Source organism: Quisquiliibacterium sp. (assembly GCF_982640115.1).
Genome location: NZ_CEXFHW010000001.1, coordinates 1 through 18,214, shown reverse-complemented (window position 1 = coordinate 18,214; position 18,214 = coordinate 1). Strand labels below are relative to the sequence as shown.

16 protein-coding genes are annotated in these 18,214 nt (G+C 71.1%); 10 read left to right on the top strand and 6 right to left on the bottom strand.

The window, feature by feature from the left end; translation table 11 throughout:
* Positions 1-36: 36 nt before the first annotated feature.
* The 6 genes from aceK to AC2H6A_RS00055 are packed head-to-tail and all read left to right on the top strand — an operon-like array spanning position 37 to position 6,807.
* The gene (aceK, locus tag AC2H6A_RS00080) at positions 37-1,797 is read left to right on the top strand and encodes a bifunctional isocitrate dehydrogenase kinase/phosphatase (protein ID WP_484271076.1); all 1,761 of its coding nucleotides are present in this window, start codon (positions 37-39) and stop codon (positions 1,795-1,797) included.
* Positions 1,794-2,975, top strand: a complete 1,182-nt coding sequence (locus AC2H6A_RS00075; RefSeq protein ID WP_484271075.1) for an acetyl-CoA C-acyltransferase — start codon at positions 1,794-1,796, stop codon at positions 2,973-2,975. Before aceK ends, AC2H6A_RS00075 begins: the two co-directional genes overlap by 4 nt.
* Before the next feature lie 9 nt (positions 2,976-2,984).
* Positions 2,985-3,662 (top strand): SDR family oxidoreductase, encoded by a 678-nt coding sequence (locus AC2H6A_RS00070; RefSeq protein WP_484271074.1) that lies wholly within the window; start codon positions 2,985-2,987, stop codon positions 3,660-3,662.
* Between the two features lie 18 nt (positions 3,663-3,680).
* Positions 3,681-4,826, top strand: a complete 1,146-nt coding sequence (locus tag AC2H6A_RS00065) for an acyl-CoA dehydrogenase family protein (protein WP_484271073.1) — start codon at positions 3,681-3,683, stop codon at positions 4,824-4,826.
* Positions 4,826-5,482 (top strand): HAD family hydrolase, encoded by a 657-nt coding sequence (locus tag AC2H6A_RS00060; RefSeq protein ID WP_484271072.1) that lies wholly within the window; start codon positions 4,826-4,828, stop codon positions 5,480-5,482. Before AC2H6A_RS00065 ends, AC2H6A_RS00060 begins: the two co-directional genes overlap by 1 nt.
* Before the next feature lie 11 nt (positions 5,483-5,493).
* Positions 5,494-6,807, top strand: a complete 1,314-nt coding sequence (locus tag AC2H6A_RS00055; protein WP_484271071.1) for an MFS transporter — start codon at positions 5,494-5,496, stop codon at positions 6,805-6,807.
* 15 nt (positions 6,808-6,822) lie between these two features.
* Here the strand turns inward: AC2H6A_RS00055 and AC2H6A_RS00050 are convergent, their stop codons facing one another.
* Positions 6,823-8,268: a high affinity choline transporter 1 gene (locus AC2H6A_RS00050; protein WP_484271070.1), complete on the bottom strand. Its 1,446-nt coding sequence runs from the start codon at positions 8,266-8,268 to the stop codon at positions 6,823-6,825.
* A 75-nt stretch (positions 8,269-8,343) separates the two neighbouring features.
* Positions 8,344-9,561 (bottom strand): MFS transporter, encoded by a 1,218-nt coding sequence (locus AC2H6A_RS00045; RefSeq protein WP_484271069.1) that lies wholly within the window; start codon positions 9,559-9,561, stop codon positions 8,344-8,346.
* 191 nt (positions 9,562-9,752) lie between these two features.
* On the opposite strand from AC2H6A_RS00045, the gene AC2H6A_RS00040 reads away from it, so the two are divergent.
* Complete coding sequence (locus AC2H6A_RS00040; protein ID WP_484271068.1) at positions 9,753-10,925, top strand: acyl-CoA dehydrogenase family protein; 1,173 nt, start codon at positions 9,753-9,755, stop codon at positions 10,923-10,925.
* A 47-nt stretch (positions 10,926-10,972) separates the two neighbouring features.
* The gene (locus tag AC2H6A_RS00035) at positions 10,973-11,764 is read left to right on the top strand and encodes an SIR2 family NAD-dependent protein deacylase (protein ID WP_484271067.1); all 792 of its coding nucleotides are present in this window, start codon (positions 10,973-10,975) and stop codon (positions 11,762-11,764) included.
* Positions 11,765-11,797: 33 nt separating this feature from the next.
* Here the strand turns inward: AC2H6A_RS00035 and AC2H6A_RS00030 are convergent, their stop codons facing one another.
* Together AC2H6A_RS00030 and AC2H6A_RS00025 are read right to left on the bottom strand one after the other, a co-directional pair.
* Positions 11,798-12,964, bottom strand: a complete 1,167-nt coding sequence (locus AC2H6A_RS00030) for an NADH:flavin oxidoreductase/NADH oxidase (RefSeq protein WP_484271066.1) — start codon at positions 12,962-12,964, stop codon at positions 11,798-11,800.
* Between the two features lie 88 nt (positions 12,965-13,052).
* Positions 13,053-13,565, bottom strand: a complete 513-nt coding sequence (locus AC2H6A_RS00025) for an HD domain-containing protein (RefSeq protein WP_484271118.1) — start codon at positions 13,563-13,565, stop codon at positions 13,053-13,055.
* Between the two features lie 323 nt (positions 13,566-13,888).
* Between AC2H6A_RS00025 and AC2H6A_RS00020 the strand changes: the two genes are divergently transcribed.
* Complete coding sequence (locus AC2H6A_RS00020; RefSeq protein ID WP_484271065.1) at positions 13,889-15,199, top strand: serine hydrolase domain-containing protein; 1,311 nt, start codon at positions 13,889-13,891, stop codon at positions 15,197-15,199.
* Here the strand turns inward: AC2H6A_RS00020 and AC2H6A_RS00015 are convergent.
* Together AC2H6A_RS00015 and AC2H6A_RS00010 are read right to left on the bottom strand one after the other, a co-directional pair.
* On the bottom strand, positions 15,196-16,725 hold the full coding sequence (locus tag AC2H6A_RS00015) for a carotenoid oxygenase family protein (RefSeq protein WP_484271064.1): 1,530 nt from the start codon (positions 16,723-16,725) through the stop codon (positions 15,196-15,198). The two genes, AC2H6A_RS00020 and AC2H6A_RS00015, sit on opposite strands and share 4 nt — an antisense overlap.
* A gap of 7 nt (positions 16,726-16,732) precedes the next feature.
* A complete protein-coding gene (locus AC2H6A_RS00010) occupies positions 16,733-17,245 on the bottom strand; it encodes a DUF2141 domain-containing protein (RefSeq protein ID WP_484271063.1) in 513 nt (170 codons plus the stop codon).
* Between the two features lie 181 nt (positions 17,246-17,426).
* Here AC2H6A_RS00010 and AC2H6A_RS00005 point away from each other — a divergent pair, with 181 nt between their 5' ends.
* Positions 17,427-18,050 carry a TetR/AcrR family transcriptional regulator gene (locus tag AC2H6A_RS00005; protein WP_484271062.1) on the top strand — a complete coding sequence of 208 codons (624 nt, stop codon included), beginning with the start codon at positions 17,427-17,429 and terminating at the stop codon, positions 18,048-18,050.
* The last annotated feature ends 164 nt before the right edge of the window (positions 18,051-18,214 follow it).

Genomic DNA, 18,214 nt, shown 5'->3' with positions numbered 1-18,214 from the left:
GGCCCGCCCACCCGCCAAACCGACACGGCCGCTCCGATGCCGCGAGACACCTCCGAAGCGATCGCGCAGTCGATACTCGCCGGCTTCGACCGCCACTACGGCCTGTTCCGCTACAACGCGCAGCAGGCCAAGAGCCGATTCGAGCGCGGCGACTGGCACGGCATCCGGCATCTGGCGCGCGACCGCATTGCCTTCTACGACAAGCGGGTGGCCGAAACCCTGGCCAGCCTCGAGTCCGACTTCAGGGCGGCCGACCTCGGCGAGCAGGTGTGGGCCCGGGTCAAGCGCGACTTCGTCGGCCTGCTCGCGAGCCACCGCCAGCCCGAACTGGCCGAGACCTTCTTCAACTCGGTGTGCACGCGGCTGCTCCACCGCAGCTACTTCCACAACGATTTCATCTTCGTGCGCCCGGGCGTGTCCACCGAGTACCTGGTGGCCGATCCGCCCTCCTACCGCTGCCACTACCCGAACACCGCGGGCTGGAGCGCGGTGATGCGCCAGCTGCTCATCGACGTGGGCTTCGCCTGCCCCTTCGCCGACGCCGAGCGCGATGTCGCGCTGCTGTGCGCCGCGGTCGCCGAGCACTTCGGCGGCGAGCTGCCCGCGTCCACCGACTGCCAGCTGCAGGTGCTGCGCACGCCCTTCTTCCGCAACAAGGGCGCCTATCTCATCGGCCGGCTGATCGACGACGGCGAGATCGTGCCGGTGGCGGTGCCGCTGCTGCAGGACTCGCGCGGGCGCCTGTTCGCCGACACCATGCTCTTCGGCGTGGAGCGCCTGGAGACCATGTTCAACTTCTCGCGCGCCTACTTCATGGTCGACATGGATGTGCCGTCGGCCTATGTGCGCTTCCTCAAGACCCTGATGCCCACCAAGCCGGAGTCCGAGCTCTACACCATGCTCGGGCTGCACAAGCAGGGCAAGACGCTCTTCTACCGAGACATGCTGCAGCACCTGCGGCACTCGAGCGACCAGTTCACGATCGCACCCGGCATCAAGGGGCTGGTGATGGGCGTGTTCACGCTGCCCTCGTTCCCGTACGTGTTCAAGATCATCAAGGACAAGCGCGGCAAGGAGATGAGCCGCGAGTTCATCCAGTCGCAGTACCAGCTGGTCAAGCTCCACGACCGCGTGGGCCGCATGGCCGACACCTGGGAGTACTCGGGCGTGCCCTTCCCGAAATCGCGCATGGATCCGGCGCTGCTGGCCGAGCTGCGCGAGGTGGCGCCTTCGCTGCTCGTCGACGAGGGCGATCGCATCATCATCCGCCACCTGTACATCGAGCGGCGCATGGTGCCGCTGAACATGTACCTCGAGACCGCCACTGCGGCGCAGCGCGAGCAGTCCATCATCGAGTACGGCGACGCCATCCGCCAGATGGTGGCGGCCAACATCTTCCCGGGCGACATGCTCTACAAGAATTTCGGCGTCACGCGCCAGGGCCGGGTGGTGTTCTACGACTACGACGAGGTCGCCTACATCACCGACTGCAACTTCCGCCGCATCCCGGCGCCGCGCACCCCTGAGGACGAGATGGCCTCCGAGCCCTGGTACGCGGTCGGTCCCAACGATGTCTTCCCCGAGGAATTCGGCACCTTCCTGCTCGGCAACCGTGCGGTGCGCGAGATCTTCATGCGCCACCACGGCGAGCTGCTCGACGCCGCCTTCTGGCAGGCCCGCCAGCAGCTGATCCGGCAGGGCGTGCTCGAGGATGTCTTTCCCTATCCCGACGGCATCCGGTTCAAGCACCGGATCGCCTCGTCGGCCCCCGCTTCCACCACGGAGATCTCACCATGACTGACCCGATCGTCATCGTCTCGGCCGCCCGCACCCCCATCGGCGGCATGCTCGGCGACTTCGCCGCCCTTCCCGCCTACGACCTGGGCGCCGTCGCCATCAAGGCAGCCGTCGAGCGTGCCGGCATCGCCGGCGCCGATGTCGGCGAGGTCATGTTCGGCAACTGCCTGATGGCCGGCCAGGGTCAGGCCCCGGCCCGCCAGGCCGTGCTGCGTGCCGGGCTGCCGCAGTCGGCCGGCGCGGTCACGCTCTCGAAGATGTGCGGCTCGGGTCTGAAGGCCGTGATGTTCGCCCACGACATGCTGACCTGCGGCACCCACGATGTCATGATTGCCGGCGGCATGGAGAGCATGACCAACGCGCCGCACCTGCTGCTGAACGCGCGCAAGGGCTACCGCTACGGCGCGGCCACGATGTACGACCACATGGCCCTCGACGGGCTGGAAGACGCCTACGACCGCGGCAAGGCGATGGGTGTGTTCGCCGAGAACTGCGCCAGCAAGTACGCCTTCAGCCGCGAGGACCAGGACCGCTTCGCGATCGCCTCCACCGAGCGCGCGCTGGCCGCCAACAAGGACGGCAGCTTCCAGTGGGAGATCGCGCCGGTGGGCGTGCCCGGCAAGGGTGGCGAGGTGCTCATCGACAAGGACGAGCAGCCCTTCAAGGCCAAGCTCGACAAGATCCCCGGCCTGAAGCCTGCCTTCAAGAAGGACGGCACGATCACCGCCGCCAACGCCTCGTCGATCTCCGATGGCGCCGCGGCCCTGGTCATGATGCGCGCCTCCACCGCCAGCCAGCGCGGCCTCAAGCCGGTGGCCCGCATCGTGGCCCATGCCACCCACGCCCATGCGCCGGAGTGGTTCACCACCGCGCCGGCCGGCGCGATCGACAAGGTCCTGAAGAAGTCCGGCTGGCAGGCTGGCGATGTCAATCTCTGGGAGGTGAACGAGGCCTTCGCCACCGTGACCATGGCCGCCATGAAGGAGTACAACCTGCCGCACGAGATCGTGAACATCCACGGCGGCGCCTGCGCCCTGGGTCACCCGATCGGTGCCTCCGGCGCGCGCATCCTGGTCACCCTGCTGGGCGCGCTGCGCAAGACCGGCGGGCGCAAGGGCCTGGCCGCGCTGTGCATCGGCGGCGGCGAGGCCGTGGCCGTCACCGTCGAGATGCTCTAAGGCCTCCCCATGCCCACGGCGCTGGTGCTCGGGGCCTCGAGGGGCCTCGGCCTGGAATTCACCCGGCAGTACCTCGCCGAGGGCTGGACGGTGTTCGCCACCCACCGCAGCGAGGATGACCGCATCCGCCTGCGCGATCTCGGCGCGAACACCCTCAGGCTCGATGTGATGCAGGTGGCCGATGTCGCCGGGATCGCCTGGCAGCTCGACGGCGAACGCCTGGATGTCGCGGTGATGAACGCCGGCGTCTACGGGCCGCGCACCAGCAGCCCGCGCCAGCCGCCAGGCGACGCCGACTTCGACACCGTCATGCGCACCAATGTGCTGGCGGCGATGCGCATCGTGCCGGTGGTGGCACCGCTCCTCGCCCCGGCGCGCGGCACGCTGGCCTTCGTGTCGAGCCGCATGGGCTCGATCGCCGAGGCCGGCGCGGCCTACGGCATGCTCTACCGGGTCTCCAAGGCGGCGGTGAACATGGTGGCCAAGCTGGCCCATGTCGAGCATGCGCCGCTGGGCGTGCGCGTGCTGTCGCTGCATCCCGGCTGGGTGCGCACCGACATGGGCGGACCCAACGCCGATGTGGCGGTGTCCGACAGCATTGCCGGCCTGCGCCGGGTCATCGCCGACACCGGGGCTTTCCCCGGCGGCTGCTTCTATGACTACCGCGGCCAGTCATTGGCCTGGTAGACCGGAGACCGCTTCACCATGCTGCTCAACGAAGACCACCGCATGATCCGCGACGCGGTGCGCGACTATGTCCGAGCCGAAGTCGCACCCGGCGCGGCCCAGCGGGATCGCGACTCGAGCTTCCCGCGCGAGCCGCTGCGTGGCCTCGCCGCCCTGGGCTGCTACGGCATCGCCGTGCCCGCCGAACTCGGTGGCGCCGGCCTCGACTATGTCTCGCTGGCCCTGGCCATCGAGGAGATCGCCGCCGGTGACGGCGCGGTGTCCACCATCATCTCGGTGAACAACTGCCCGGTGTGCTCCATCCTGATGGCCTGGGGCAACGAGGCGCAGAAGCAGCAGTGGCTGGTGCCCCTGGCCAGCGGCCGGATGCTCGGCGCGTTCTGCCTGACCGAGCCGCATGTCGGTTCCGATGCCTCGGGCCTGACCACCACCGCCCGGCGCGAGGGCGACCACTGGGTGATCAACGGGGTCAAGCAGTTCATCACCTCGGGCAGCACCGCCGATGTCGCGATCGTCATGGCGGTCACCGACAAGGCCGCGGGCAAGCGCGGCATCTCGGCCTTCCTGGTGCCCACCGCCACGCCCGGCTACCAGGTCGCCCGCCTCGAGAGCAAGACCGGGCAACACTGCTCCGACACCGCGCAGATCGTGTTCCAAGACTGCCGGGTGCCGGCCGCCAACCTGCTTGCCGAGGAGGGCCAGGGCTACAAGATCGCGCTCTCGGGCCTGGAGGGCGGGCGCATCGGCATCGCCGCGCAGTCGCTTGGCATGGCTCGCGCCGCGTTCGAGGCGGCGCTGCGTTACGCCAACGAACGCGAGGCCTTCGGCACGGCCATCTTCAACCACCAGGCGGTGCAGTTCCGGCTGGCCGACATGGCCACCCAGCTCGAGGCCGCGCGCCAACTCATCCTGCACGCCGCCAGCCTGAAGGATGCCGGCCGGCCCTGCCTGAAGGAGGCCGCCATGGCCAAGCTCTTCGCCTCCGAGATCGCCGAGCGGGTGTGCTCCGACGCCATCCAGATCCATGGCGGCTACGGCTACCTGGCCGACTTCCCGGTCGAGCGCATCTGGCGCGATGTGCGCGTGGCCCAGATCTACGAGGGAACCTCCGACATCCAGCGCATCCTGATCGGGCGGGCCCTGGCCGCCGACGGGCAGGGCTGATGCGCGCCCGCTTCGACGCCGTCATCTTCGACTGCGACGGCGTGCTGGTCGACAGCGAGCCGGTCACCTGCGGCGTGCTGGCGCAGATGCTGCGCGAGCTCGGCGCCGACATCAGCGACGAGCAGACCATCGAGCGCTTCGTGGGCAAGACGGTGCGCGAGGAAACCGCCACCATCGAGGCGATGATCGGCGGCCCCATCCCGGGCCACTGGTACCCGCAGTTCCTGCAGCGCCGTGATGCCGCGCTCGCCGACAGCGTCACCGCGGTGCCGGGCATCGCCGAGCTCATCCAGGCGGTGCGGGCAGCAGGCTTCGCCCACGCCGTGGCCTCGGGCGCCGATCGCGGCAAGATGAGGGTGACCCTGGGCCGCACCGGCCTGCTCGAGCAGCTCATGCCGCATGTCTATGGCGCCGATCAGGTCGAGCGCAGCAAGCCGCACCCCGATGTGTATCTGCTGGCAGCTCGCTCGCTGGGCATCGCGCCGAACCGCTGCCTGGTGATCGAGGACACCCCCACCGGCACCCGCGCCGGCGTGGCCGCGGGCGCCACGGTGCTGGGCTTTTGCGCGCGCATGGAGCCGCGCAAGCTGCTCGCTGCCGGCGCGAGCATGGTCTTCGACGACATGGCGCAGCTGCGCCAGCTGCTCGCGCACTGAGCCCGCCCGCCATGCTCGCCGCCCTCGCCCGCCGACTGCCCTTCTACTACGGCTGGGTGGTGGTGGCCGTGGTCTTCATCAGCATGGCGCTCGGGGTGAACGCGCGCACCGCGTTCTCGCTTTTCTTTCCGCCCATGCTCGACGAGTTCGGATGGGACCGCGGCCTCACCGCCGGCGCCTTCTCCTTCGGCTTCCTGGTGTCGGCGGTGCTCAGCCCGGTGCTTGGCCGGGTGATGGACCGGCACGGCCCGCGGGTGGTGAACGAGTTTGGCGTGTGCTGCATCGCTGCGGGCCTCATGCTCGCCACCCTGGCCAGCCAGCCCTGGCATCTCTATGCCACCCTGGGCGTGCTGGTAGGCGCGGGCAGCGTGTGCCTGGGCTACAGCGGGCAGGCCCTGTTCCTGCCGGCGTGGTTCGAGCGGCGGCGCGGCCTGGCGCTGAGCGTGGCCTTCGCCGGGGTCGGTGCAGGCTCCATCCTGATGCTGCCCGCGCTGCAGACCGTGATCGACGGCGCCGGATGGCGCCAGGCCTGCTGGACGCTCGGGCTGATCGTGCTCGTGGTGCTGGTGCCGCTGAACCTGCTGCTGCGCCGCCGGCCCCAGGACCTCGGCCTGCAGCCCGACGGCGATGCCGCACCCGAACCCGTGGCCGCAGGCGCGTCGCCGGCGCGTCGCGCCAACATCGTCGATGCGCAGTGGGCCGCCACCGACTGGACCCTCGCCCGCGCGATGCGCACCGCACGCTTCTGGTGGGTGGCGCTGGGCTACTTCGGCGGGCTCTTCGTGTGGTACGCCGCGCAGGTCCACCAGACCAAGTACCTGGTGGAGATCGGGTTCTCGGCCACCCAGGCGGCCTGGGCGCTGGGCGTGGTGAGCCTGGCCGGCGTGCCCGGCCAGATCCTGCTCGGCTGGTTGTCCGATCGCATCGGACGCGAGATCGTGTGGGTGACCGGCTGCGCGGGCTTCGCGCTCACCTTCGTGGCCCTGCTGCTGCTCCAGGGCAGCCCCGACCCCGCGCTGATGCTCTTCATGGTGGTGGTCCAGGGCGCGCTCGGCTACGGCATGACCTCGGTGTTCGGCGCGATCCCGGCCGAGATCTTCGAGGGCAAGCACTACGGCGCGGTGTTCGGCACCCTCATGCTCTCTGCGATCGGCGGCGGCGCGGCCGGCCCCTGGCTGACCGGACTCATCCACGACCGCACCGGCAGCTACGCGCTGGCCTTCTGGATCGCGCTGGCGATGTGCTTCGTCTCGGCGCTGGCCATCTGGCGGGCCGCGCCAGGCAAGGTGCGGGCGGTGGCCGGCAAGGTACGCCCGCCCGCCTGAGCGCCCACGGACGGCTCAGAGCCCGGCGGCGTGGTGGTGGCTGCCGTGACGGTTGCGGATGAGCGACTGCGGCCCGAGCGAACCCACCACCATGCCCACCGCCGCCATGAGCAGCCCGGCGAGTTGCGCCGGCAGAACCTCACCCGCACCGGTGGCCATGAACAGCACCCAGGCGAGCAGCCCGAGCACGATCGAGAACACCGCGCCCTGGGTGCTGGCCCGCTGCCAGTAGAGCCCGGCCACCAGCGGCACGAAGGCGCCCACCAGCGTGATCTGGTAGGCGGCCGACACCATTTCGTAGATCGGCGTGCCCTGCAGCGCGATGGCATAGGCGCACACGCAGGCGCTGAAGACCAGCACCGCGACGCGCATCGCCCAGAGCTGCTGGCGGTCGCTGCGGCGGGGGAAGAACTGGCGCCAGATGTTCTCCACGAAGGTCACCGAGGGCGCAAGCAGCGTGGCCGAGGCGGTGCTCTTGAGCGCCGAGAGCAGCGCACCGAAGAACAGCACCTGCATCACGAAGGGCATGTGCTCCATCACCAGCGTGGGCAGCACCTTCTGCGGGTCATCGGCGATCAGGCTGGCGGCCTGCTCGGGCATGATGATCAGGGCGCTGGTGACGAGAAACATCGGTACCGCGGCGAACAGGATGTAGCACACCCCGCCGATCACCGGCCCGCGGGTAGCCGCGCGCAGGTCCTTCGCCGACATCACCCGCTGGAACACATCCTGCTGCGGGATGGAGCCGAACATCATGGTGATCGCCGCGGCGATGAACGCGACGATCTGCGTGAGCGTGGGCTCGGGCCAGAACCGGAAGAGATCGCGGCTGACCGCCAGGCTGATCACCTTGTCGGCCCCGCCGGCCTGCTCGGCGGCGAACACCGCGATGACCGACAGCCCCAGCACCAGGATGATCATCTGGATGAAGTCGGTGACCGCCACCGACCACATGCCGCCGAACAGCGTGTAGGCCAGGATGGAGACTGTGCCCAGGACCATGCCCATCGGGATGGTGATGGCGCCGCCCGAGAGCAGGTTGAACACCAGGCCGAGCGCGGTGACCTGCGCCGACACCCAGCCCAGATAGCTGAGGATGATGATCAGCGAGCAGGCCACCTCCACACCGCGCCCGAAACGCTCGCGGTAGTAGTCGCTGATGGTGAGCAGCGTCATCCGGTAGAGCTTCGCGGCGAAGAACAGCCCGACCAGGATCAGGCAGGTGCCGGCGCCGAACGGGTCTTCCACCACGCTGCCCAGCCCGCCCTGGACGAACTTCGCGGGAATGCCGAGCACGGTCTCGGAGCCGAACCAGGTGGCGAAGGTGGTGGTGACGATCATCATCATCGGCAGGTGGCGGCCGGCGATGGCGAAGTCGGCGGCGGTGCGCACGCGCTTGGCGGCCCACAGGCCGATGGCGATGGTGCCCAGCAGGTAGCCGATGACCAGGGTGAGCAGCATGGAAGCGTCCGGGGAGGGTCGGGAGGGTGGCGGCGCGGGAGCTTAACCCGAGCGCGGCACTGCCCTCCAGGAAGCCTAGCGGCCCGCTTGGCGCGGCCAGCTCTCCGGCGCATACCGGCCGAACAGCAGCCCGACCCCACCCACCAGCAGCGCCGCGGCCGCGAGGGCGGCCTCGGCCCCCAGGCCGTCGACCACCAGCCCCAGCCCGATCGGGCCGATGACATAGCCGACATCGGAGAGCATGCGGTAGCCGCTCATCGCGGCCGCGTTCATGCCGGGCTGGGCGTTGTCGGCGGCGTAGGCAGCGGGCGCCGCGCCGTTGACGGCCGAGGCCACGCCCCAGAGCAGGCAGGCCACGCCGAACCAGAGCATGGACGGCGCGGCGAAGAACACCACGAAGGACAGCGCGGTGACCAGCGCCGAGGGCACGATGATCGGTTTGCGCCCGAACCGGTCGGCCAGCGCACCGGCCGGATAGCTGGCCAGCAGGCCGACCACGCTGCCGAAGGCCAGCAGACCGCCGACCTGTCCGGGCCCCATGCCGAGCTTGCTCGCGGCCAGCAGGGGCACCACATTGAACAGCGCCCCGGTGCGCACCACCGCGTTGATCAGGCCGACCAGGCAGACCAGCATGAAGCCGGTGCTGGAGGCAAGCAGCCGCATCTGGGCCGCGAACGGCACCGAGGGCGGCAGCACCGCCGGCCGGCCGTCGGCGGTGAAGCTGCGGGTCTCGGGCACCGTGAACCACGCGAACACCCCGGCCAGCGCGGTGGCCGCAGCGTAGACCGCAAAGGGCGCGGCCAGGCCGAAGTGCTCGGCCAGCAGCCCACCCGGAAAGGGCCCCACGCCTACCGAGAACAGGAAGGTGCCCTGATAGATGGACATCATCCGGCCGCGCTGCGCCGGCGTGCTGATGTCGGCCAGCACGATGTTGCCCACCACCTGAACCCACCCGGCGCCCAGACCGGCCAGGAAACGCGCCAGCACGAACTCCGGAAAGCTGCCCGCCAGCGCGCACCAGAGATTGCCCAGCGCGCAGATCACGCCGCCCAGCGCCATGGATTGCCGGCGACCGCGGCGGTCACAGAGCCGGCCCGCGGGCATGGCGGAGAGCATGCGCGAGAAGCCGTAGACCGCGATGGTCATGCCGATCGCCGAGGCCGGCACACCGAAGGCCTGCGCGTAGAGCGGCAGCACCGGGATCATCGCGCCGAAGCCGAGCTGGTTCACGCCGATGAACACGCACATCCAGATCAGGATGCGACGCTGCTCGGCGGTGAGCGTGAAGGACATGACCGACGAGCATACACAGCGCACCTGCCGGCCCGGCGCAGGCCCACGCAGCTGGGCCGGCGGGAGCGCGGAAAACGGCCCCGCGGCCGATCCGGAAGACTCGCGCCGGCCGCGCGATCCGGCGCAAGATGCGGCCATCCCCGCGCGCGCCCGGGCCCTCCCGGCCGGCGCGATCAACCCGGACTCCCGCCATGGCAACCCCCCATCCGGTCACCCAGGACACCCTGAGCGCGGCCCGCGCCCTGCAGCCCATGCTGCGCAGCCGCGCCGCCGACATCGAGCGGGCCCGGCGCCTGCCTGCCGACATCGCCGAACAGTTCGCCCGCGCCGGCTTTTACCGCATGGCCGTGCCGCGGCGCATCGGCGGGCTCGAGCTGCCCGCGGCCGACATGATGAACACCATCGAGGCGGTCGCCCGGGCCGATGCCTCGGCGGGCTGGTGCGTGATGATCGGCGCCGGCTCGGGCATGTCGGCGGCCTACCTCGAGCCCGAGGCCGCGGCCAGCATCTACGCCGATCCGATGGCGATCACCGGCGGCTCCAACACCCCCACCGGCCGCGCGGTGCGCGAGGGTGAGGGCTACCGCCTCAACGGCCGCTGGCCCTGGGTGAGCGGCGGCAACAACTGCGGCTGGCTCAAGGGCATCTCGGTGGTGCTCGAGGACGGCAAGCCCCGCCTGCTGGCGAACGGCATGCCCGATGCCCGCATGATGGTCTTCCCGGCCTCGCAGGCCAACCTGATCGACACCTGGCAGGTGGCCGGCCTGAACGGCTCGGGCAGCGGCGACATGGAAGTCACCGACATCCACGTGCCGGCCGCGTACAGCTACTCGCTGGTGACCGATGCGCCGCGCGAGGCGGGGCCGCTCTACCGCTTCCCGCCTTTCGGGCTGCTCGCGCTGGGCATCGCCGCGGTGGCGCTGGGCAATGCGCGCGCCGCGATCGACGATCTCGTGGAACTGGCCGGCGGCAAGAAGCCGCAGGGCTCACGGCGCACCCTCGCCGAGCGGGCCGGCGCCCAGGCCGAACTGGCCCGCGCCGAGGCGCAGCTGCGCTCGGCCCGGGCCTTCTTCCACGAGGCGATCGGCGAGGCCTGGACACGGGCCTCGTCGGGCAGTCCCATCGATGTCGAGGGCCGCGCCCTGTTGCGCCTGGCGGCCACCCACGCCACCCGCAGCAGCGCCGATGTGGTGCGCATGATGTACGAGCTGGGCGGGGGCAGCGTGCTCTATGCCTCGCATCCCCTGCAGCGGCGCTTTCGCGATGCCTTCGCGGCCACCCAGCACATGATGATCGCGCCGCCCACCTGGGAGCTGGCCGGCCGCGTGCTGATGGGCCTGCCCACCGACGCCAGCATGCTCTGAGCGCCCTGTCCCGACCGACCGGCCGGACCTCTACCTAGCCCGCGACCATGGACAACGCCGACGCGCTTCGCACCGTCGCCGGATGGATCGACACCGCCCGCCGCGTGGTGGCGCTCACCGGTGCGGGCATCTCCACCGACTCCGGCATTCCCGACTTCCGCGGCCCGCAGGGCGTCTGGACCCGCAACCCGGCCGCCGAGAAGCAGTCGACCCTCCAGAACTATCTCGCCGATCCCGAGGTGCGCAGGGCGGCGTGGCGTGGCCGGCTCGAGCACACCGCCTGGCAGGCGCGACCCAACCGCGGCCACCAGGCCCTGGTGCATCTGGAGCAGCGCGGCAAGCTGCACGCGCTGATCACGCAGAATGTCGACGAGCTGCACCAGATCGCCGGCAACTCGCCCGGCAAGGTGATCGAGGTGCACGGGACCATCCGGCGCGTGATGTGCTGGCGTTGCGGCGAGCGCACGCCCATGCCGCAGGCGCTCGAGCGGGTGCGCGCCGGCGAGGCCGACCCGGCCTGTCTGGGCTGCGGCGGCATCCTCAAGAGCGACACCATTTCCTTCGGTCAGGCGCTGGTGCCCGAGGTGATCGACCGGGCCATGGCCGTGGCCGGCGAGGCCGACCTGCTGCTCGCGGTGGGTTCCACCCTGCAGGTCTATCCGGTGGCCGGCGCAGTGCCGCTGGCCAGCCGCGCCGGCGCGAAGGTGGTGATCATCAATGCGCAGGCCACCGCCATGGACGAGGTGGCCGACGCGGTGCTGCGCGGCCCCATCGGCGAGCTGCTGCCGGCGATCTGCGGCCTGCCGGGGCCGGCGCCGGCAGGCGGCGCGCCGTCCTGACCGGCGGCACCCGCGGCGGTCAGCCTGACCGCTTCAGGCCCGGCGCTCGGCCGCCTCGCGCGCGCGAATGCCCTTGTCCCACTTCTCGAGCCACCAGGCGTACTGACGCGGCCAGCGGGTGAAGTCGGGATCGATACCGAGCTGGTGCGCGGCATGCAGGCCCCAGAAGGGCTCGTAGAGGAACTGCCGGCCCACGGCCACCAGGTCGGCGCCGCCCTCCTGCAGCACCTGCTCGGCAAAGCGGGCATCCCGGATCAGGCCCACGGCCTCGCTCATCACCCCAGCCTCCTGACGGATGCGGCGTGCGAACGGCACCTGATAGCCGGGCGTGCGCTGCAGATTGGCGTTGGTGGCGCCGCGCGGGGTGTTGCCGCCCGAGGAGCAGTCGACCACATCGACGCCGTGCTCGCGCAAGGCGCGGGCGAACACCACGCTGTCGTCCATGGTCCAGCCGCCCTCGAAGCCGTCTTCGCTGGAGATGCGCACGAACAGCGGCGTGGCCTGCGGCAGCGCGGCGCGCACCGCATCGACCACCTCCAGCGGAAAGCGGATGCGGTTCTCGAGGCTGCCGCCATAGGCATCGGTGCGGAAATTCGACAGTGGCGACACGAAGGACTGCAGCAGATAGCCGTGCGCCATGTGGATCTCGATCACCTCGAAACCGGCGGCGAGCGCGCGCAGCGCGGCATCGGCGAAGGCCTTGCGGGTGCGGGCCATGTCGTCGGCATCCATCTGCCGCGGCACCAGCCAGCCCTCGGCCAGCGGCACCGCCGAGGGGCCCAGCGGCTGCCAGCTCTGTTCGCCCCGAGCGAGGTCGGCATCATTGAGCGGGCCATTGCCGAACCAGGGCCGCTGCATGCTCGCCTTGCGTCCGCCATGGCCGAGCTGGATGGCCGGCACCGCGCCCTGGGCCTTGATCGCCCGCGCGATCGGCTCGAAGGCGCGCTGCTGCTGATCGTTCCACAGGCCCAGGCAGCCATTCGTGATGCGGCCCTCGCGGGTCACGCCGGTGGCCTCGATGAAGATCAGGCCGGCACCGCCGACCGCGAAGCGGCCGTAATGGGCGAGGTGGAATTCATTGGCCAAGCCCTCCTCGGCGCTGTACTGCGCCATCGGTGGCAGCACCAGCCGGTTGGGCAGGGTCACGCCGCGCAGGCGCATGGGGGTGAACAGCAGGGGCTGGGCGGGCTGGTTGTCCACGGCAGGGCCTCGAAGGGTGGGAACAGGAGCGGCGAATGCTGCCAGCCCCCCGGAGGGGCCACAAGGCGGGCGACGGGGATTGCGAAAGTCAGGGCCGGCGCGACTGCGCCTGATCGAACAGCGACTCGAGCACCGGGTGAGTGCCACGCAGGCCGGCCACCACGCGCGCGGTCCAGTCGAAGTAGTCGCGCTTGCGGGTGAGGCCCCAGGCATGGGGCGGACGCTCGGCGACATCGCGCAGGTTGGCGATGTTGTCGGCGAGCTTCACCAGGCGCGCGCCCAGACTGAGCTGGCCGGCCCGGTCGACCTGACGCTGGCGTCGCAGGTCATCGTCGATGTCAGGCTCGTCGGTCACCTCGTCGACGATCGCCGCCACCCGTTCGCCGAAAGCCTCGCGCAGCTCGCTGGCGTTGGTCTCGGTGTCTTCCAGGGTGTCGTGCAGCAAGGCGGCGGCGAGCACCTCGGGATCGGTGACGCCGGCCTCCACCGAAAGCACGCTTGCGAGCGCCAGCGGGTGGTTGATGTAGGGCGTGGCATGCAGATCCTTGCGCCGCTGGCGGCGATGGCGCTCGGCGGCGAAGGCCGCGGCCTTGAGCACCAGCGCGAGGCCGGTGTCGGCAGGGTCGGCATCCGCCTCGCGGCCGCCGCCGCGGCGACCGGCGCGAGGGCCGGTCGGGCGATGCGCGAAGCGGGCGGCGGGAACGGGCACGGCGGGAGGCCTTGGAAGACGGCGCGCGAAGCGCTGGCGTGGGCGGGTGCGCAATTGTCTCACTCCGCCCGGCGCGCCGGGCCCGGCCCGGCCCGCACGATTCCGGAAGCGCCGTCCAGGGCTTGCGAGAGTCGACGATAGCGACTATCAAGCGGTCTGGCCCTGCCCTCGCCCGCCCGCGCGTCCGCGCGCCCCGCCCGCCTCGGAGATCCTCCATGTTCCTTTTTTCATCGGCGTCCCGCCTGGCGCTGGCCGGCATGGCCGCGCTGACCCTGCTGGGCGCCGGCGCGACCGGCGCGGCGCAGGAGCTGCCGCGCGCCGCGCGCCCCGAGGAGGTGGGGCTATCTTCCGCGCGCCTGGCCCGGCTCACCGAGCGCCTGCGCCAGGGAGTCGAGAAGGGCGAGATCCCCGGCGCGGTGGTGCTGGTGGCACGCCGCGGACGGATCGCCTACCAGGAGAGCGTGGGCTGGCGCGACGCCGAGGCGCGGGTGCCGATGCGGCCCGATGCCATCTTCCGCATCGCCTCGATGACCAAGCCCTTCACCTCGCTGGCGATCATGATGCTGGCCGAGGAAGGGCGGCTGTCGATTGCCGACCCGGCCGCAAGGTACCTGCCCGCCTTCAAGGACCTGAAGGTAGGCGTGGTCCGCCGAGACGGCGAGGGCCGCGGCGAGCTGGTGCTCGAGGCGCCGCGCAGGCCGATGACCATCCAGGACCTGCTGCGGCACACTTCGGGCCTCACCTACGGCCTGGCCGGGCCGAACCCGGTCAAGCAGGCCTATGTGGATGCCAAGGTGGGCTCCACCGAGGACACCAACGAGCAGCTGGTGGCCAAGCTCGCGCGGCTGCCCCTGGTCTATCAGCCGGGCAGCACCTGGGAGTACAGCGTGGCCACCGATGTGCTCGGGCGCATCGTGGAAGTGGTGAGCGGACTGTCGCTGGATCGGTTCATCGCCGAGCGCATCACCGGTCCGCTGCGCCTGGTGGATACCGGATTCTCGGTGCCGCAGGGCAAGGGCGAGCGCGGCGCGCGGCCGCAGCGCGAAGGTCCGCGCAACGAGCTGCCGCGCGTGCCCCCGGTGATCGCCGACCTGCCCTTCAAGTCGGGCGGCGGCGGCATGGTGTCCACCGCCGCCGACTACGCCCGCTTCTGCCAGTTCTGGCTGAACGGCGGCGAGCTCGACGGGGTACGCCTGGTGTCGCGCAAGACCGTCGAGCTGATGACCAGCGACCATCTGCCGCCCGGCACCCCCATGGGTGCCGACATGGCCCGCTTCGAGGCCCTGCAACCCTCGCCCGAGATGGGCCAGGGCTTCGGTCTGGGCTTCGCGGTGCGCACCGAGGCCGGCCGCAGCCCCCTGCACGGCAGCCCCGGCGACTACTTCTGGGGCGGCGCCTACGGCACCTACTTCTGGATCGACCCGAAGGAGAAGCTGTTTGCGGTGCTGATGATGCAGTCGCCGCAGGCCCGGCTGCCCTACCGGTATCTGATGCGGGAGCTGGTGTATCAGGCGATCGTGGATTAGGCCGCCTGAAACCGCCCATGCAGCCCCGGCGGCAGGCGCCGGGGAATCACCGCCTGACTCACCGGCCCGTCGCCCAGCGCCTGGGCGCGATACACCGACAGCACGGTGCGCTCGGCCTGGCGGTCATGGGCGGTGCCGATCAGCCAGCCCTCGCCTTCACCGCCGCCGGGCTGCGGCACGAACAGGTGCTCGTCGGCCAGCATGCCGGCGCCCAGATCAAAGCCGCTGACCTGGCCGCTCACCCGATCGAAGCGGCGGATCGCGTTGAACCCGAAGCCGCCCGCGGGCAGGCTTTCGGCGGCGGCCAGCGCCATCAGATGGCGGGTGGGCTGGCCGGTGCGGCGGGCGTCCCAGACCGGGAATTCCGCGTCGCGCATCGGGGTGCGCTCCACCCGTACCCGACGGTCGTTGAGGCCCATGCGGACCTCGAGCATTGCCGAGCCCAGCCCCTCGGCGGGTTGACCCGCCATCGCAGCGCGGATCGCGGTCATGGTCGAGGCCATGCCGCCCAGGCTCATCACCTGCAGCGTCACGGTGTCGGCCTCGCGCCAGGCGTTGCCGAGATGGAAGAAGGCATGGGCCGGCAGCTCGGCGCGATGGCTCACCGTCAGCGTGTCCTTGTCGACCAGCAGCAGCACCGAGGGCTCGCCGTCACGCCAGCGCAGGCGGTCGATGAAGGCCGCATCGCGCGGGGCCTGCGGGTCGAGCCGCAGGGGCATCAGCAGGAACACCAGGTGCCGGTCGGTGATCGCGAAGTCATGGACCATGTCGGTGTTGGGCGCGTCGATCACCCGCAGCGTCGCCAGACTGCCATCGGGCCGCAGGCGCCATAACGCGAGCTTGCTGCTGCCGGTGAGGTAGCCGAAGCTCCACACCGAGCCGTCGGCCTCGATGCGCGGGTGGGCCGAGAAGGGCAGCCCGTCGGAAGCGGGCGACCACACCTTGCGCCCGAGCGTGTCGAGGCTGGTCGGATCGACGCGCCAGGGCGAGCCCGCCTCCCAGAGCGCGAGCAGCTCGCGCCCGAGCGGCAGCACCGAGATGTTGGCCACATTGGCCTCGTCGGGCCTGGCAAAGGGTTGTGAGCCCGGCACGGCGGTGCCGAAGCCGTCGCGCAGGAAGCGGCCGGCCGCCTCGTCGGCGCGGTACTTGTCGGTGCGGATCATTTTCCCGGCGTGCACCACCGCGTCACCCCGCAGACGGAACGAGTGGACCATGCCGTCGCCATCGAACCAGTGGGTGTAGCGGGTATCGCCGCGACGCATGCGCGCCGGGCCGTTGCGCCAGATCGTGCCACTCAGGGCTTCGGGCAGCGGGCGATCGAAGGCCACCCGCAGCGGCGTCCAGACTTCGGGAACCGCATCGTAGGCCCGGGCCCAGAGGGCATTGGCGGACGAGGTCGCGGCGGCCGGGGCCGCGGTCGCGGCCGATGCCGCCGACGGGGCGAGCACCGAGCCGATCGCACCGGTCAACGGCAGTCCGAGAGCCGCCCCACGGGCGCTCAGGCGATGGAAATCACGACGGTTCATCGCGGCCTCACTTCGGCAGGCGCACGAGCACGCTCGCGCCGGTCTCGGGCAGGGGGAAGCTCGCCTGCGCCCACGATGACGGACCCATCCGGGCCGGCTCGCCGGAGAACGCCGCCGGCTCGCTCGGGATGCCGAGCAGGTTCGTGTCGAGCACCCCATTGCCGTTGCGATCTTGGAAGACCGCGACCGCATAGCGACCGGCGGGCAGGCCCGGGAAGCGCACCCGCACGCTGCCCGGCCTGGCGTCGAGGACGCGCGTCTCGACCGGATTGACGCGGAAGCGTTCCTCGCTCGGAAACACCGCCACCATCAGCCGGCCCTCGGCCGAGGTGATGCCGGCCACCTCCAGTTCGAGCCCGGCGGCGCTGGCCGCCGAGGCGCTGCCACCGGCCGCGAGCAGGGCGAGGGCAAGCTTCAGGGCCGCCGCGCGGGAAGGCAGGGGCCGACGGCCGGTGACGCCGGTGCGCGCCGCAGCGCGGCTGACGGCCTCGGCCAGGAAGGGGGGATTCGGGAAAGGCATCGCAGAGCTCCTCGGAGCCGGCCTGGCCGGCGATCGGGTGACGGGAGCCGCCAGTGTCGTGGCCGCACCGGCGAGCGCCGCGGCGATGCGACGAAGCGCCGGCGCGGCGGCGTGAAACGCCTGCCGGCGTCGCGGCCGGCATTAAATGACCGAGCGTTCAATTCCCTGCTATCATCGCGACATGGCCCGCACCACCGGTTCCGAAGGCAGCCGCACCGAAGAAGCCATCCGCCAGGCCGCGGTGGGCCTGATCGCAGCACGCGGCTTCGAGGCCACCACCATGCGCCAGATCGCGTCGCAGGTGGGCATCCAGCCCGGCGCGGTCTACCGCTACTTCCCGAGCAAGGCCGCGCTGCTGGTCGATCTGCAGGTGGGCCATCTCGACTTCCTGCTCGGCCACTGGCAGGCCGAGCGCCCGGCCACCGACGACCCGGTGGCGCTGCTGCGCGCCTTCGTCGCCTTCCACATCCGCTTTCACACCCTGCGCCGCAAGGAGGTGTTCGTGGCCAACATGGAGCTGCGCAGCCTGGCCCCGGCCGACTACCGGCGGGTGGTGGCGCTGCGCCGCCGCTACGAGGACATCCTGAGCGGCATCCTCGGCGCAGGCATCCGCGCAGGGCGCTTCCGTCTGCCCGATGCGCGGGTGGCGGCCTTTGCCATCCTGGCCATGTTCACCGGCGTGGGCAGCTGGTACCGCGAGGGCGGCCGGCTCGGCCAGCGCGAGCTCATCGATGGGCACACCCTGATGGTCATGCAGTGCGTGGGGCTGCAGCCCCATCCCCTCCCCGAGGAGACCCTGACTTGAAACCGCTGGAATCCCGACTCAACCCCCGAAACCCGCAGTTCCGCGCCAACGAGCAGGCCATGCGCCTGCAGATCGGCGACCTGCACGCCCAGATGGCCCTGCACGCCGCCGGCGGCGGCGAGACCGCGCGGGCCCGCCACACCGCGCGCGGCAAGCTGCTGCCG

Bases quoted from the DNA above. Each gene is read 5' to 3' on its own strand.
- aceK (WP_484271076.1), top strand. From the start codon at position 37: ATGCCGCGAGACACCTCCGAAGCGATCGCGCAGTCGATACTCGCCGGC.
- AC2H6A_RS00075 (WP_484271075.1), top strand. From the start codon at position 1,794: ATGACTGACCCGATCGTCATCGTCTCGGCCGCCCGCACCCCCATCGGC.
- AC2H6A_RS00070 (WP_484271074.1), top strand. From the start codon at position 2,985: ATGCCCACGGCGCTGGTGCTCGGGGCCTCGAGGGGCCTCGGCCTGGAA.
- AC2H6A_RS00065 (WP_484271073.1), top strand. From the start codon at position 3,681: ATGCTGCTCAACGAAGACCACCGCATGATCCGCGACGCGGTGCGCGAC.
- AC2H6A_RS00060 (WP_484271072.1), top strand. From the start codon at position 4,826: ATGCGCGCCCGCTTCGACGCCGTCATCTTCGACTGCGACGGCGTGCTG.
- AC2H6A_RS00055 (WP_484271071.1), top strand. From the start codon at position 5,494: ATGCTCGCCGCCCTCGCCCGCCGACTGCCCTTCTACTACGGCTGGGTG.
- AC2H6A_RS00050 (WP_484271070.1), bottom strand. From the start codon at position 8,268: ATGCTGCTCACCCTGGTCATCGGCTACCTGCTGGGCACCATCGCCATC.
- AC2H6A_RS00045 (WP_484271069.1), bottom strand. From the start codon at position 9,561: ATGTCCTTCACGCTCACCGCCGAGCAGCGTCGCATCCTGATCTGGATG.
- AC2H6A_RS00040 (WP_484271068.1), top strand. From the start codon at position 9,753: ATGGCAACCCCCCATCCGGTCACCCAGGACACCCTGAGCGCGGCCCGC.
- AC2H6A_RS00035 (WP_484271067.1), top strand. From the start codon at position 10,973: ATGGACAACGCCGACGCGCTTCGCACCGTCGCCGGATGGATCGACACC.
- AC2H6A_RS00020 (WP_484271065.1), top strand. From the start codon at position 13,889: ATGTTCCTTTTTTCATCGGCGTCCCGCCTGGCGCTGGCCGGCATGGCC.
- AC2H6A_RS00015 (WP_484271064.1), bottom strand. From the start codon at position 16,725: ATGAACCGTCGTGATTTCCATCGCCTGAGCGCCCGTGGGGCGGCTCTC.
- AC2H6A_RS00010 (WP_484271063.1), bottom strand. From the start codon at position 17,245: ATGCCTTTCCCGAATCCCCCCTTCCTGGCCGAGGCCGTCAGCCGCGCT.
- AC2H6A_RS00005 (WP_484271062.1), top strand. From the start codon at position 17,427: ATGGCCCGCACCACCGGTTCCGAAGGCAGCCGCACCGAAGAAGCCATC.